The sequence below is a fragment of the Embleya sp. NPDC020630 genome, from assembly GCF_044334985.1.
GTDB lineage: Bacteria > Actinomycetota > Actinomycetes > Streptomycetales > Streptomycetaceae > Embleya.
Genome location: NZ_JBIRUB010000036.1, coordinates 1 through 14,638 on the forward strand (window position 1 = coordinate 1; position 14,638 = coordinate 14,638).

General features: G+C 71.2%; 16 protein-coding genes. 5 read left to right on the forward strand and 11 right to left on the reverse strand.

Annotated elements, in window-relative coordinates; all coding sequences use genetic code 11:
- Positions 1-95: sigma factor-like helix-turn-helix DNA-binding protein (locus ACH4XV_RS45915; RefSeq protein WP_395800230.1), on the forward strand; the 95-nt coding region annotated here is incomplete at its 5' end.
- 187 nt (positions 96-282) lie between these two features.
- Complete coding sequence (locus ACH4XV_RS45920) at positions 283-1,500, forward strand: phosphatidylserine/phosphatidylglycerophosphate/cardiolipin synthase family protein (RefSeq protein ID WP_395800153.1); 1,218 nt, start codon at positions 283-285, stop codon at positions 1,498-1,500.
- A 1,223-nt stretch (positions 1,501-2,723) separates the two neighbouring features.
- On the opposite strand, the gene ACH4XV_RS45925 is transcribed toward ACH4XV_RS45920, so the two are convergent.
- On the reverse strand, positions 2,724-3,017 hold the full coding sequence (locus tag ACH4XV_RS45925) for a hypothetical protein (RefSeq protein ID WP_395800155.1): 294 nt from the start codon (positions 3,015-3,017) through the stop codon (positions 2,724-2,726).
- A gap of 225 nt (positions 3,018-3,242) precedes the next feature.
- Between ACH4XV_RS45925 and ACH4XV_RS45930 the strand changes: the two genes are divergently transcribed.
- The gene (locus tag ACH4XV_RS45930) at positions 3,243-3,740 is read left to right on the forward strand and encodes a hypothetical protein (protein ID WP_395800157.1); all 498 of its coding nucleotides are present in this window, start codon (positions 3,243-3,245) and stop codon (positions 3,738-3,740) included.
- Here the strand turns inward: ACH4XV_RS45930 and ACH4XV_RS45935 are convergent.
- The 3 genes from ACH4XV_RS45935 to ACH4XV_RS45945 form a co-directional block, all read right to left on the reverse strand.
- Positions 3,715-4,062, reverse strand: a complete 348-nt coding sequence (locus ACH4XV_RS45935) for a hypothetical protein (protein ID WP_395800159.1) — start codon at positions 4,060-4,062, stop codon at positions 3,715-3,717. The two genes, ACH4XV_RS45930 and ACH4XV_RS45935, sit on opposite strands and share 26 nt — an antisense overlap.
- 132 nt (positions 4,063-4,194) lie before the next feature.
- On the reverse strand, positions 4,195-4,659 hold the full coding sequence (locus ACH4XV_RS45940; RefSeq protein WP_395800161.1) for a hypothetical protein: 465 nt from the start codon (positions 4,657-4,659) through the stop codon (positions 4,195-4,197).
- A gap of 339 nt (positions 4,660-4,998) precedes the next feature.
- Complete coding sequence (locus tag ACH4XV_RS45945) at positions 4,999-5,820, reverse strand: helix-turn-helix domain-containing protein (RefSeq protein ID WP_395800163.1); 822 nt, start codon at positions 5,818-5,820, stop codon at positions 4,999-5,001.
- 127 nt (positions 5,821-5,947) lie between these two features.
- Between ACH4XV_RS45945 and ACH4XV_RS45950 the strand changes: the two genes are divergently transcribed.
- Positions 5,948-6,310 carry a VOC family protein gene (locus ACH4XV_RS45950; RefSeq protein WP_395800165.1) on the forward strand — a complete coding sequence of 121 codons (363 nt, stop codon included), beginning with the start codon at positions 5,948-5,950 and terminating at the stop codon, positions 6,308-6,310.
- A gap of 195 nt (positions 6,311-6,505) precedes the next feature.
- Here ACH4XV_RS45950 and ACH4XV_RS45955 read toward each other — a convergent pair whose 3' ends face one another.
- Both ACH4XV_RS45955 and ACH4XV_RS45960 read right to left on the reverse strand, forming a co-directional pair.
- Positions 6,506-6,772, reverse strand: a complete 267-nt coding sequence (locus ACH4XV_RS45955; RefSeq protein WP_395800167.1) for a hypothetical protein — start codon at positions 6,770-6,772, stop codon at positions 6,506-6,508.
- A 33-nt stretch (positions 6,773-6,805) separates the two neighbouring features.
- A complete protein-coding gene (locus tag ACH4XV_RS45960) occupies positions 6,806-7,420 on the reverse strand; it encodes a DUF4383 domain-containing protein (protein ID WP_395800232.1) in 615 nt (204 codons plus the stop codon).
- A gap of 118 nt (positions 7,421-7,538) precedes the next feature.
- On the opposite strand from ACH4XV_RS45960, the gene ACH4XV_RS45965 reads away from it, so the two are divergent.
- A complete protein-coding gene (locus ACH4XV_RS45965; RefSeq protein WP_395800168.1) occupies positions 7,539-8,636 on the forward strand; it encodes a MerR family transcriptional regulator in 1,098 nt (365 codons plus the stop codon).
- A gap of 151 nt (positions 8,637-8,787) precedes the next feature.
- On the opposite strand, the gene hypE is transcribed toward ACH4XV_RS45965, so the two are convergent.
- The 5 genes from hypE to hypB form a co-directional block, all read right to left on the reverse strand.
- Positions 8,788-9,846 carry a hydrogenase expression/formation protein HypE gene (gene hypE, locus ACH4XV_RS45970; RefSeq protein WP_395800170.1) on the reverse strand — a complete coding sequence of 353 codons (1,059 nt, stop codon included), beginning with the start codon at positions 9,844-9,846 and terminating at the stop codon, positions 8,788-8,790.
- Positions 9,847-9,889: 43 nt separating this feature from the next.
- Positions 9,890-11,017, reverse strand: a complete 1,128-nt coding sequence (hypD, locus tag ACH4XV_RS45975; protein WP_395800172.1) for a hydrogenase formation protein HypD — start codon at positions 11,015-11,017, stop codon at positions 9,890-9,892.
- Positions 11,014-11,361, reverse strand: coding sequence for a HypC/HybG/HupF family hydrogenase formation chaperone (locus ACH4XV_RS45980; RefSeq protein WP_395800174.1), 348 nt, complete (start codon positions 11,359-11,361; stop codon positions 11,014-11,016). The genes hypD and ACH4XV_RS45980 overlap by 4 nt, the downstream gene beginning before the upstream one ends.
- A gap of 70 nt (positions 11,362-11,431) precedes the next feature.
- Positions 11,432-13,792 carry a carbamoyltransferase HypF gene (gene hypF / locus ACH4XV_RS45985; protein ID WP_395800176.1) on the reverse strand — a complete coding sequence of 787 codons (2,361 nt, stop codon included), beginning with the start codon at positions 13,790-13,792 and terminating at the stop codon, positions 11,432-11,434.
- Positions 13,789-14,637 carry a hydrogenase nickel incorporation protein HypB gene (hypB, locus tag ACH4XV_RS45990; RefSeq protein WP_395800178.1) on the reverse strand — a complete coding sequence of 283 codons (849 nt, stop codon included), beginning with the start codon at positions 14,635-14,637 and terminating at the stop codon, positions 13,789-13,791. Before hypB ends, hypF begins: the two co-directional genes overlap by 4 nt.
- Position 14,638 lies beyond the last annotated feature (1 nt).

Sequence of the window (14,638 nt, forward strand, 5' to 3'; positions counted from 1 at the left end):
AGATCGGCGAACGCCTGGGCATCTCCCAGATGCACGTCTCCCGCCTCCTGTCCCGCACCCTGACCCGACTGCGCACCCAACTCCTCGCCGACTGAGACCCGACCGAGGCCCGTGGCACCCGCCGAACGCCGGCGTCGCCGCATGCGCGACCAGGTACGGCGGACCGTCCCACGCACCGCATCGTTCGAGTCGTTCCGATGAAAACGGGCACCATCGCCCCACTGCCGATCCGTCCGCGGACGACCGACACCCTCGGCCATCCCCATCGCCGGAAGGTGCCCCATGAGCACCCGGGAGAACACGCAACACCCCGACGGCGCCGACACCACGGCCCCGGGCGATGCACCGGCCCGCAAGCAGCGCCTGCGCCGGCGGCTGGAGCGCCTGCTGGGCATGGCGGCCACCGAAGGCAACGAACTCGTACCGCTGCGCAACGGTGATGCGATCTTCCCCGCCATGCTCGAAGCGATACGCGGCGCCGAGCACACCATCGACATGATGACCTTCGTGTACTGGCGGGGGCGTATCGCCCGCGACTTCGCCGCCGCGCTCGCCGACCGGGCCAGGGCCGGTGTGCGGGTGAGGCTGCTCCTCGACGGCTTCGGCGCCAAGGAGATCGAACGAGACCTCCTTGACGCCATGGACGACGCCGGCGTACAGGTGGCCTGGTTCCGTAAGCCGTTGTGGCTGTCGCCGTTCAAACAGAACCACCGCTGCCACCGCAAGGCCCTCATCGTCGACGAGCGCACCGCCTTCACCGGCGGCGTCGGCATCGCCGAGGAATGGTGCGGGGACGCCCGCAACCCCGACGAGTGGCGCGACACCCACGTCAAGGTCCGGGGCCCGGCCGTGGACGGAATCGCCGCCGCGTTCGCGCAGAACTGGGCCGAATGCCACGACGAACTCTTCGACGACCGCGACCGCTTCACCGGACACGACCAGGTCGGGAACTCGATCGTCCAGGTCGTGCGCGGCTCGGCCGGCGTCGGATGGCAGGACATGCAGACCCTCATCCGCGTCATGCTCACCTCCGCCGAGCAACGATTCCGCCTGGCCACCGCCTACTTCGCCCCGGACACCTACTTCGTCGACCTGCTGTGCGCCACCGCCCACCGCGGAGTCGAGGTGGAAATCCTGCTCCCCGGCCCCCACACCGACCAGCGTGCCTGCCAACTCGCCGGCCAACACCACTACGGCAGGCTGCTCGACGCGGGCGTGTCCATCCGCCAATACCAGCCGACCATGATGCATGCCAAGGTCATGACCGTGGATGGCGTGGCGTCGCTGATCGGCTCGACCAACTTCAACCGCCGCTCCATGGAGCACGACGAGGAAGTCATGCTCGCCGTCCTGGACGAAGCGTTCACCGCAGAACTGGACCGGGACTACGACGCGGACCTCGAACGCAGCGTGACCATCGACCCGGACCGCTGGCGACGCCGACCCGCCGGACAACGCCTGCGGGAGGCGGCCGTCGTCCCCATCAGACGTTTCCTGTAAGCACCCGAACCGATCGTCCGGGGTGTCCTGGGCGGTACCCGTCCACATGCACAGGGATGGACACCACCACGTCGCGCCGGCCGGCGCCGCACGGCGGGACCACACACGCGAGTCGGCCGGCCCGGGTGCGTCAGTCCCACGAGCGGGCCGCCGACCGCGGCCTGTGGGGTGCGGCGTCCCGGACTCGCTGTCGAGCGACGGCGCGCAGCCGGCGCACCAAGTGCGCGTGATCAACCCTGCGGCAGCGGTAGGTAGTGAACGGTCCACCTGCCGACACCGGCCTGATGCCTCGTTTCTCGTCCGGTGGCGTGCCTGCGCGGCACTCGGGTTGTGGAGCGGCCGGCGATCATCCGCGCGCTCGCCGATCTGGTCCGCGCCCTACGGGGGTGGGGCACGCCGCCGACCCGGCTCGTCGGAGACGGGCACGCCCCACCGTGGCGAGTCCGCCTCCGCTGTTCAGCCGATGACCGGGCCACGGCACTCGGTTTCGCCGGTGTACTTGTGTACCCGTGTGCTTGACGGCAACGGGGCTGGTGCTCAGGCCAGGCGCAGGCGGGCGAAGCTCTCGGCCGAGCGGATCGCCGAGTTGGACGCGTTTGGGCATGCGCTGGACGTGTGGCGGCCGGGGAGGATTGTGGTTACTCACGATGAACCCCCTTCGGCGGCAGTGCGAAGCCCACGCGCGTCCCGCCGCGTTCCCCCGCGACCAGGTCCATCTCGTCACCGAGCGCCGCCCGGTGCTCCACCAGCTACTGCTGGCTGCGCACGTCGAGGGCGATCGCGGCGTCGGCCCGAGTGCGTCCGTACAGGACGCCTCCGACGATGCCGTACGGGGTGAACGAGATCTCGTCGTCGCTCTGTTGCCACAGGATGCGCCCCGATGCCGGTTCCCAGGCGGTGCTTCGTGCACTGTCCGTTTCGGCGCCTTCGCCGCCCAGGCACCACGCTGCCCGTCGGGTCGGCGACCAGGACGGAAAGCGACTTCGGGGAGGGGCCGGTGGCGGTCAGCGCGCCGGTGACCGGGTCGTACAGGCCCACGAGTCGGCCCGAGGGGCGCTTCATCCATGCGATGACCAGTTTGCCGTTCACGGTGCCGACGACTTCGGGTGCGTAGGTGGAGTGAAGTTCCAACGGGTCGGCGTTCGCGGGTGTCGGGATCGTGTCGGTGTCCCATCGCCGCGAGCCCGTCGCGGCGTCGAACGCGACGAGCCTGCGGTGTCGGCTCAGGGTGTCGTCCTGTCCCAGGCCTGGACGGTACGCAGGGAAGTTTCCCTGGAGAGGCCGTCGGAGGGGACGACCCGCTCTCCGCGCACGACGATCGCCGGCTTGCCCAGCCAGGTCTCGCCCGTGACGACGCCGTCCAAGGTCAGGGTCTTGCGCACATTCCCTGTGGTGGTGTCGCGCAACTCGATGACAACTCCCCCGCCGCTTCCGGGATCCGACGAAAACGGTTTGTCGCCGGGAACGCGCCCTGGGTGCGCGAGGGCGATGACGGTTCGGTCGCCCAACGCGAACATCGGCGGACTCGCCCGGGCCGCGTCCCGGTCGGCCGGCTCCCAGGATCACAAGGGCTTGGCCTCGAGACCGGGCAGGGCCGTTCCCTGGTAGGCGGGTTCGGTACGCGCCCCCGGGCGATCGGGCCGGGCGGCTTCGGGCCCGCGCCCGGGAGAAGAGGTACAGGCCGACGATATCGCGACCAACGCGGTGCCGAGCACCGCCGCAGTCACCGCATCGGCGATCCGGTGCGGCCGCCCGTCCAGGCCAATGTGGTGGCGGTGGCCGTGGTGTTGGCGCGCCGCGCCGGGTGGGGCACGGACGATCTCGTCGGGCGGGTGCGCGGGCTGTGGATACGGGCGAGGATGGCCACAGGCGCGGGACGTCCGGTGGGCGGGTTCGACGACCGGCTCGTCCTGGCCGACCTGGAGGTCCACCCGGCGCTCGACGCCGACTGCGCCCGCGACCGGATCGATGCCCTCCCCGCGTACGTGTCACGGGAGTTGGACGGACCGCCGGCGGGGGTCGTGGCCGCGGCGCGAGCCGGGCGCAGCGGTGTCGCGGTCCTCGTGGTGGGATCGTCCACGGGCAAGACCCGCGCATTGTGGCTGAGCGAGGCCCGGCACTACCTGGGCCGGGTGGTCTGCCTCACGCGCCGCGCCGATTATGCGGTGCCGATCGTCCGGTGCCGATCGTTCGGCGACCCGGCCGAGGCCGGGGTCACAGGGTCCACAGGCCCTTGGTGAGGGTGGTGGTGCCGCCGGCCAGGGCGAGCCATTCGGAGGTACGGGCGGCCAGGAGGCGGCCCGGCACGGCGCCGGCGGCGAGGGCGGTGATCGTGGTGGCCCACGCGGGGGCGGTGAGGCGGGGTGGGGTCTTGGCGGCCAGGGAGAAGACGTTGACCACGACGCCGTAGAACTGGGCGTTGGGTACGAACCCGGCCGCCGTCCAACCGCCTTCGGCCCGTCGGTCTCGGGCGGTGAGGATCTCGTCCGCGAGGCGCCGGGGCCGCCCGCTTTCACGGACGAGGACACGGCACCGTCGGGCGGGGCCACGTGCGGCGCCCACAGCAGGTCGTTCGTGCGCAGCGGCGCCTTGTCGCGAGTGCTCATGACCGTTCGACCGCTCCGAACGGCCCGACCCCTCGACCCGCCCGGCCGGCACGACCACGTCGCCGCGTGCCTCCGCTCGCGCCGGTCCCTACGGCCAGACGACCGCGCCGTCACGCACCACCAACGGCTCGGCCTGCCGCGATTCATGGAACCGGGTCCACCCCAGATCGACACCGCCGTCGAAGCGGAGATGACGATCACCGGCCCTGGCCGCCAGCCAACCGAGCAACTCGCCCAGGAGATCGAACTCGTCCGGGTGGATCTCCTGCCGACTGGTCAGGGCCCACCTTCCGTCCCGCCGCCGAAGCAGAACCGACACAAGCGCACCGCCTGCCTTGTACGCCTCACCGTGACTGCCCAGCAAAGGCTCGGGCCGGTCCTCGACGACAGGCGCGCCGTCATCACCCTCGTACACGAACGAAAACCCGGTCACGATGTGAAGCATCTCCGGCTTCGGACCGAGCCCCAAGTGCCATCGGAGCTCGGTGAGCTCGTCCTCGGACAGTTCATCGCGCAGGTCCACGGCGAGCACGAGCTCGAAAATGTCGGCCATGGACGCACACGCTAGCGTCCGCGTGCGACCCCCCACCTACCTCCACCGATCGCTCTACCGACGCGGCGACGTGCCTACCCCCGCGAGCGTGTCGACGACCGCCGCGGGCGCTACGGCCCTCGCGAAAGAACAACTCCGCGCCGGAGGTGTCCCGTCTGTGGTGTGGCGGCACTCGACGCGACGCGACGTCCGATCCGGATCCGCGAACACGACGTTGTGCGCGATCCGGCCGCCGATGACCGTGAGGTACCGCCGGTATCTTCGGAACTGCGTGGTGATCCGGACCCCGGCGGCCGAACGGGCGCCGCCGCGGCGTGCCGGGCGCGCGTCCGCGGGTCCTCACCGCGATTTTGGGGCGAGGAGCCGCCGCAGTGCCGTCGGTGTGTGGCCGAGATATTGGCGCATGGTTCGGCAAAGGTGTGCCTGGTCGGAAAAGCCCAGGTCGGCGGCGAGGGTGGCGAGGCTTTCCTCACCGGCGTCCAGACGGTCGAGGGCGCGGCCGACGCGGACCCGGTTGCGATAGCTGGTCAGGGAGACTCCCAACTCGCGGGTGAAGGCGCGGCTCAGCCGGTAGGGCGAGGCGCCGAGGAGTTCCGCGAGCGGCAGCAGTCCCTCGGAAGCGGGATGGGCCTCACCGATCGCCCGCCGGGCCGCGGCGACGAGCGGCCCCTCGTCCCGGCCGGGGCGTGCGCCGGTCGGGACGGCTCCGTCGACGGCCTGTCCGACGGTGGCGGCGAGCAGTGCGAGAAGTTCCTCCGTCACGGCGTGGTCCACGTCGCCGGTGTGGGCGGAGGCGAGGACGCGGCGGTGGGCCAGGTCGAGGCGGGCGTCCACGTACACGCTCTGCCGAGCCGGGCGGGCGTCCTCACCGGCCAGGGCCGCCCACAGGGTGGGCGTCAGGCTGATCGAGGTGCACTCGTCGCCTCCTTCGGCCGGGTGTGCGAATCGCTCCTCCTCGCCCGGTACGCCGAGATATGCCACGGTCGGGTCGACCTCGGCCGCGGTGCCGGCCGCCTGCCTCCGGAACCGGCCGCGCCGCACGAGCACCAACCGGTAGTCCGCACGCACCTCCGTCTGTGACCAGCGGGTGTGGTCGTCCCGGCACCTGACGGTGGTGACGCGGAAGTCGGGCCGAGTGGCGAGGACCGTGGTGGTGAGCACTGTCGAACGCTACGTCCGAGGTCGGACAGTCGTCCCGCGCAAGGATCTTCAAGACCGGGAACGGGTGTGCCAGGCAAGCTCGGCGATGTCGTACTCGACGCCGCACCACACTCGAGGAGTCGCCATCATGTCCGTTCTCGCGCAGATCAGCACCGTAGTCGTCGATTGTGATGACCCGGTTCGGCTCGCCGAGTTCTACAGCAGGGTCACCGGTTGGGAGATCACCCACAGCGGCGAGGACTTCGCCTCCCTGGGCAACGGGGATCGCCCCGGCCTGGCGTTCGCACGCGTCGAGGGCCACCGGGCCCCCGATTGGCCCCACGATGCCAAGCACGCCCACCTCGACCTCACGGTCGTCGACCTGGAAGAGGCGACCGGCCGAATCCTCGCCCTCGGGGCGTCGAAGCCCGCGTTCCAACCCGGCAAGGACCAGTGGGTCGTCCTCACCGACCCGGAGGGGCATCCGTTCTGCCTGACCACCGGTTCCTGACAGGTCCCCCGCAGAAGAGGCGCACATGGCTCACAAGGCCGCCCCGGTCCCGACGCGCGGGTAGAGCCCTCGCGCCGGGGGCCGGACCGAGGGGTGTCTCGGTCCGCCCCCGGCATTGCGACCACTGGCCGACCAGGCACCTGTCGTGAGGCCATTCCCGTATTTCGGCCCCATCCGGCCTCCGCCCGGGGTGGTTCAGCCCGAACGGGCGAATCCCGGGACCTCGGTGTCCTGCGCGTCCGCACTCGCGGCACGGTGCTCGTACTGGGCGAGTGCCAGGCCCAGGCCGAAGAAGGTGGGCGCCCATTCGCCGACGAAAATGCCCCAGCGGTCGGCGCGTTCAGCGTCCTCGGTCTTGTTGCTGACCAGCCACGACGCGAAGGTCAGGCCGATCGAACCAAGCGCCGCGGTGTACGCGTGCTCGCTTCGCAGGCCCATCTTGTACAGCTTCTTGATGATCACGACATCCTCCGGGATCGGTGGGGTGTGGTGTGGTCATTCGCTGCCCGGGCGGGCGCCGGGATCGTCCGTGGTCGCGACCGGACCGTGTACGGCCGCCGGCATCGGGGTACGTGCCGCGGCCGCGGCGACGGCGCCCGATGCCCGCCCGGACGCGATGGCTTCGCGGGTCGCGTCCTCGCGGGCCGCCTGTTCGGGGTGCCGGGAGCGCCAATAGGGATTGTCGTGCGGAAGGTTGCCGCTGACGCGCCCGTACAGGCCGAAAGTGAGCACCATCAGACCGACGCAGAAGCTGAAGATCACGTTGGGCATACGGAAGGCGAGGATGTTGGCGTCCCTGCCGATCAGCCCGAGATTCACGAAGCCGCTGAGGATGAACGAGGCCCCGACCATGATGTTCAGGGTCGAGGCCAGGTTCCCGCCGATCACCGCACCGGCGATCAAAATCGCGCCGACGACGACGGAGATCGTGCTCAGCGCGCCATTGGTGCTGAGCCCGGCGACCCGGTCGCCGGAGGTGTCGAAGAACGTCAGCTGGTCGGCGAATCCCAGGGCGCCGAACACCAACAGCACCATGCCGGTGAAGCCGGCGCCGAAACGGTAGACATAGGCGAGCCGGTGGTCCACCGGCATCTCGTCGGACAACTTCACAACCGCCTCCAATGTGTGAGGCCCCCTACCGCAATGGTTCGCACCATCCGCAGCTTGCACAAGTTGCATCGTTAATGCATCGTTTTTCGGGACCTCGACCATGGAGGGAGGCTTTCCCGTGTCCGAACCACCGCTGTCCGAACCACCGCCGCCCGCGAGCATCCGCCCCGGCGATCTCGAACAGGAACTGGACCTGACGGCCGGCGCGGCCGCGAGCAGGCTCGGTGTGGCCGCCACCACCCTGCGCTCGTGGGACCGGCGATACCACCTGGGCGCGAGCCGGACCAGCGCCGGCGGGCACCGCCGCTACTCACCCGACGACATGGCCCGCCTCCGGCGCATGTGCGCGCTGGTCGCCGACGGCGTCCCGGTCGCCGACGCCGCCCGCGCGGTCCTCGGCGGCGGAAAGGCCGGCCCGACGAAACAACGCCCGGCCGGGCGGTCCGGGGGAGGTCACACCTTCGCCGTCGGTACCCACGCAAGCCGTCAAGCCCGCGGCCTCGCGCGCGCCGCGATGCGACTGGACGGCGCGGCCGTGCACGACATCCTGGACCGGGAGATCACCGAGCACGGCGTCGCGGCCACATGGGAGAACCTGGCCCAGCCGGTGCTGTACGGAATGGGGCGCAAATGGGAAGGCGGGAGAGGCAATCGGGACCCGAACACGTACGTGGAGGTGGAGCACCTGCTGTCGGAGTGCGTGCTCGCCGCGCTGCACCGCGCGTGTGGCCGCAGCCATACGACCGATGCACGGGGACCGTGCGCGTTCGGCAACCGCGGGGTGCTCCTGGCCTGCACGGACAAGGAACTCCACACCCTTCCCCTGCACGCCCTCAACGCCGCACTGATCGAGCGCGGGATTGCCACGCGCATGTTCGGCGCCGCCCTCCCTGCCGACGCCCTGGGCCGGGCGATCGCCCGTACCCGACCCTCCGCGGTTGTCCTGTGGTCCCAGAACCCCGACACCGCGGACGCGCGTTCCCTCGACCTGCTGCGCGACATCCCCGGCACCACCGTGCTCGCCGCGGGCGCGGGTTGGGGCGCGACGTCGGCCCGCGGCACCGTCCGACTGACCAGCCTCACGCAAGCACTCACCGTCCTGACCCCGACCCCGACCCGCCAACCGCACCGCCCAGCGCCACGACGCTCGACCGGCAGCCACACCACCGAGCCTTCCGGGCCACCGAACGGTGCCCTACGCCGCGACGGCGCCTGACAGTCGCGCCGCCAGTCGACCCGAGCGGCGGCGGAACCGAGGCGGGCCTCGCGCTCCGCGATCCGTCGCGCGGGCGCGGACATGTCGAAGGTCCGGGTACGACGGCCGCGTCGCATGCGAGGCGGCCGTCGTGTGCCGGTCGTGTCGGCGGTCAGCAGATCCGGGGCAGTTGCTCCCCGATCGGCATGTCCAGTACCCGCGTTCCGCCCAGCCCGGTACGCGCCACCACCATCCCCGGGTGCGCCGTGACACACTCGCCGATCACCGCCGCCCCCGTACCCAGCGGATGCGCCCGCATCGCCGCGAGCACCGCGTCGGCGTGCTCGCGGGGAACGAAAGCGACCAACTTGCCCTCGTTGGCCACATACAGCGGATCGAGGCCCAGGATGGCGCACGCGTTGGCCACCTGGGATGGCACCGGGACATCGCGTTCGGTGATCTCCACCCCGACTCGGGCCGCCGCCGCGATCTCGTTGAGCGCGGCCCCCAGACCGCCCCGGGTGGGATCGCGAAGCACGTGCAGGTCCGGGGTGACCGCGAGCATGGCCTCGACCAGACCGCCCAGCGCGGCGCAGTCGCTGCGGATCTCGACATCGAACTCCAGGCCCTCGCGCACGCTCATCACGGCCACTCCGTGGACGCCCATGTCGCCGCTGACGATCACCACGTCCCCCGGGGCGGCGCGCTGCGGGCGCAGATCGACGCCGGCCGGGACCAGGCCGATCCCGGCGGTGTTGAGGTAGATGCCGTCCCCGTGTCCGGCCTCGACCACCTTGGTGTCGCCGGTGGCGATCTCGACGCCGGCGGCTCGGGCCGCGTCGCCGAGCGCTTGGGCGACCCGCGCGACGACCGCCGTCTCGACGCCCTCCTCCAGGATGAACCCGACGGACAGATAGGCCGCCTTGGCGCCGCTCATGGCCAGGTCGTTGACCGTCCCGTTGACCGCGAGATCGCCGATGCCGCCGCCGGGAAAGAACAGCGGTCGAACCACGAACGAGTCGGTGGAGAAAGCCAGCCGGGCCCCGCCGAGGGTAACCACCGCGGAGTCGGCGAGCGAGGCGAGCACGGGCCCCCCGAAGGCGGGGGCGAAGACGTGTTCGACGAGTTCGGCGGACAACGCGCCGCCGCCGCCGTGTCCGGTCACGATCCGCGGATGATCGCGCAACGGGGCCGGACAGGTCCACCCGGAGAAGTCCGGCGCGGAGGGCACAGCGGCTACGCGAGACCCCGCGATGGGAGCGAGGTCGGTGAGTTCAGCCAACGGGGGTCGCCTCCCGGGACGCGGCGTCGGCGGCGTCGAGCCGACGGTAGAGGTAGTAGGCGGCGCACGCGCCCTCGCTGGAGACCATCGTCGCGCCGAGCGGATTGCGCGGGGTACACGTGGTGCCGAACGCCTCGCACTCGTTGGGCTTGAGCAGGCCCTGCAACACCTCACCGCTGCGGCACTCGGCCGGTTCCAGGGTGTCGATCCCGGTCACCTCGAAGCGGTATTCGGCGTCGTAGTCGCGATAGCGTGAGGACAACCGCCACCCGCTGTCCGGGATCACCCCGATGCCGCGCCAGGCCCGGTCGGTCACCTCGAACACGTCGGCCAGCATCGTCTTCGCGGCGGGATTGCCCTGCTCCCGCACCGCCCGGGCGTACGCGTTGTCCACCGTGTGCTCGCCCCGCTCGAGTTGGTGGATCGTACGGCGGATGCCCTCCAGGATGTCCAACGGCTCGAACCCGGTGACCACGATCGGCACACGATGCCGCTCGGCCAGTTCCGGGTACTCCTCCACACCCATCACGCTGCACACGTGCCCGGCCGCCAGGAAGCCCTGTACCCGGCAGTCGGGCGAATTCATGATCGCCTCGATCGCCGGCGGCACCCGCACGTGCGACACCAGCAGGCTGAAGTTGCGGATGCCCAGCCGCTTGGCCTGATACACCGTCATCGCGTTGGGTGGTGCGGTGGTCTCGAAGCCGATGCCGAAGAACACCACCTCCCGGTCGGGGTTGTCCCGGGCGATCGTGAGCGCGTCCAGCGGCGAGTAGACCACTCGCACGTCACCGCCCTCGCTGCGCACCCGGAACAGGTCGCGATCGGTACCCGGCACCCGCAACATGTCGCCGAACGAGCAGAAGATCACCCCCGGGCGTGCAGCGATGGCCAGCGCCTTGTCGATCACCTCCAGCGGCGTCACGCACACCGGACAGCCGGGCCCATGGATCAACTCCACCTCGGTGGGCAGCAGTTGGTCGATGCCGTGCCGAATGATGGTGTGCGTCTGGCCGCCGCAGACCTCCATGATCGACCACGGCCGGGTCACCGTCGCCCGGATCTCGTCCAGCAGTCGTCGACCGATCTCCGGGTTGCGGAACTCGTCCAGGTACTTCATCGCCGGGCCTCCTTCGACACAACACCGGGGATCGGGTCGGGAACGACCACGGCTTCGGGCGGGACGAACTCTCCGGACGCCGCGCCGGCCGTCTCCCAGGGATCGCCGAACTCCTCCTGGAGCAGCCCCAGTCGGTCGAACAGGGCGAGCGTGCGCAGTGCCGACTCCTCGTCCAGCCGTTGCAGGGCGAAGCCCACGTGCACGATGGCGTACTCGCCGACCTTCAGGTCGGGGACATACTCCAGGCACACGTCCTTGACCACGCCGCCGAAGTCGACGAGGCCCATCCGGGTTCCGTCCCGTTCCTCGATCTTCGTCACTTTGCCGGGCACCGCCAGGCACATCGGTCTCTCCTCGTCGTGCGACAACGACCACGCTCGCGCGTCGTCGACTCATGGGTAATCGGGCGCACGCTCACCGGCGGCTCGGCTCGGTCGGCGCCCGCCGAGCGGCCCCGACCAGCACCTGGCCCAGCGCCAGCCCGCCGTCGTTCGGCGGCACCAGGCGATGGCGCAGCACGGTGAAGCCCCTTTCGCACAGCGCCCGTCCGCAGGCGGAGGACATGATCGCGTTGGCGAAGACGCCGCCGGTGAGCGCGACCGGGGTCGGCCCGTACCGCTCCCGTGTGTGCTCGGCCACCGCGACCACCAGATCGACCACCGCGCGGTGAAAGCGCGCCGCGAGCAATTCCGGGTCGCGGCCGGCCCGCAGGTCGGCGATCGCCGCCGCGAACACCGGGCCCGGGTCGGCGATGAGGGGATCGGCCTCGCCGTCGCCCGGAAGCAGCGCGAACGTGTACCCGTGAACCGATCCGGGCCGCCGAACGGCCGCGCCCTCCAACTCGATCGCCGCTTGTGCCTCGTAGCCGGCCAGGTGGCAGACGCCGATCAGCGACGCGAACGCGTCGAAGAGCCGGCCCATGCTGGAGGTGGGCACACAGTTCAGGTCGCGTTCGAGTTGACGCGCCAACACCCGGCGTTCCTCGTCGGAACCGGCCCGCACACAGGGCAGATCCTCGGACCACTCGATCCCGGCGGCGTACAGATGGGCCAGCGCCATCCGGTACGGCCGGGCCACCGCGGCGTCGCCGCCGGCCAACGGCACGTAGCGCAGGTGCGCCACCCGCTGGAAGTCGGCGTAGTCGGCGAGCAGGAACTCGCCGCCCCACACCGCGCCGTCGTCACCGTAGCCGGTCCCGTCGAAGGCGACGCCCAACACCGGTGCGGCGCCGTCCAGTTCGTGTTCGGCCATCGCGGCGGCGATGTGCGCGTGATGGTGTTGGACCAGCCGCACCGGCCGTTGGGCCGCGGCACGCCGGGCCCACCCGGTGGAGCGATAGCCCGGATGGCGATCGGCGACCAGCACTTCGGGACGCACGCCGGTGATCGCGCCCAGGTGTTCGATCGTGTGCTCGAAGGCATCTTGCGTGGCGAGGTCGTCCATGTCGCCGACATGCCCGGACAGCCACGCCTCGCGGCCCTCGGCCAGCGCGAACGTGTTCTTCAGGTCCCCGCCCACCGCGAGCGTCGCGGGCACCTCCACCGGCAGCCGGATCGACAGCGGCGCCCAGCCTCGCGAGCGCCGGACGAACAGTGGTTCGCCGTCCACCATCCGCACCACCGAATCGTCCAGCGGCACCCGGATGGGTCGGTCGTGGGTGAGCCAGCCGTCCGCGAGTGTCGCCAGCCGAGTCAGCGCGTTGTCGTCGTCGGTCACGATCGGCTCGCCGGCCGCGTTGCCGCTGGTGAGTACGAGCAGGCGTGGCCCGGCCCGGTCGTCGAGCAGCCCCAGGAGCAGGTGGTGCAGGGGTGTGTACGGCAACATGAAGCCCAGATCGGGGCAGCGCGGGGCGATCGCCTCCGGCAGCGTGGCTCGGGCCGCGGGGCGCCGCCGCAGCAGCACGATCGGCCGGGCCGCGCCGGTGAGCAACTCCCTCTCCGCGTCCGTGATCGCGGCGTGCGGCTCGATCTCGGCGAGTGTGCGGGCCAGCAGGGCGAACGGTTTGTCGCCGCGCCCCTTGCGCTCGCGCAGCCGCAGCACCGCGTCCTCGTCGCCCGCGTCGCAGGCCAGGTGGTAGCCGCCGATGCCCTTGACCGCCAGGATCGCCCCTTGGGCGAGCATTCGCCGGGCCTCGTCCAGGGTACCGAAGCCGATCGGGGCCCCGTCCGCGTCGACCAGGGACAACCGGGGTCCACAGGCGTGGCACGCGATGGGTTGCGCGTGGAAGCGTCGGTCGCCGGGATCGGTGTACTCGCGGGCGCAGTCGGGGCACATCGGGAAGTCGGCCATCGTGGTGTGCGCGCGGTCGTACGGCAGCGCGGTGACGATGGTGAAGCGCGGGCCGCAATCGGTGCAGGTGATGAACGGGTGCAGGTGACGGCGGTCGGCGGGGTCCTCGAGTTCGGCCAGGCAACGAGCGCACGTGGCGACATCCGGCGGAATCCGGGTGCGGTGCGCGGCGCCCGGCTCGGGCGGCACCGACGCCACGATCGTGAATCCGGTGTCGCCGCCGATCGCGAGTTCCTCGTGGGTGATCGACTCGACCGAGGCCAGCGCGGGTGCCTCGGTGTCGATCCGCCGGCAGAACGCGGCCACCGCGGCCGGCCCGCCCTCGATCTCGACGAGCACGCCGGCACCGGTGTTGGTGACGTGTCCGGCCAGACCCAACTCGGTGGCCAGCGTGTAGACGAACGGCCGAAAGCCCACGCCCTGTACGGTGCCGCGCACGAAGATCCGACGCCGCTGCGCGACCCGGGTCGGCCCGGCGGCGGTCAAGACGGCTCCCGCGCCGGAACCGGCCGCGGGTCGATCTCGTGCGTGTGTCCGTGCCCGTGCCCATGCCCGGGTCCACGACCGGGCCGGTACCCGGGGCCGTTCCCGGTCCCCGGCCCGGTATCGGGCGATCCGTGCGCGTGCGTATGTCCGTCCGCCGCGTGCCGTGCCATGACCGGCGTGTGCACCGCCCCGCCGTCCAGAACCGCGACCGCGCGCGTCAACAGGTCGCCGACACCTTGACCGGTCCTGGTCGAGGTGAGCAGCACCTCGACCCCGGGGTTCACCCGTCGGACGTTGGCCAGGAAGGCGTGTTCGTCGAATTCGACCGCCTCGGCGAGGTCGATCTTGGTCACCACCACCAGGTTCGCCAGACCGAACGCGGACGGATACTTGAGCGGCTTGTCCTCCCCCTCGGTCACCGAAGCGAGCGCGACCCGCAGGCTCTCGCCCAGGTCGTAGGAGGCCGGGCAGACCAGATTGCCGACGTTCTCCACGAACAGCACGCGAGTCTTCGCCGGCAGCCAGCCCGTGAGTTGTCGACGCAACTGCGCGGCCTCCAGGTGGCACAGCCCGTCGGTGAGAATCTGCTTGACCGGCGCCCCGGACCGGGCCAACCGCGTCGCGTCGTTGTCGGTGGCCAGGTCCGCGGTCAACGCCGCGACCGGCACCGCGCGTTCGCCGGCCAGGCGCAACTCCGCCTCCAGCAGGGCGGTCTTGCCGCTGCCGGGGCTGGACAGCAGGTTGACGGCGATCACCCCGCGTGCGGCCAGTTCGGCGCGCAGGTCGTTCGCCCCGCGATCGTTGTGGGCGAGCACGGCCTGCCGCAACTCGTCGACTCGGCACATG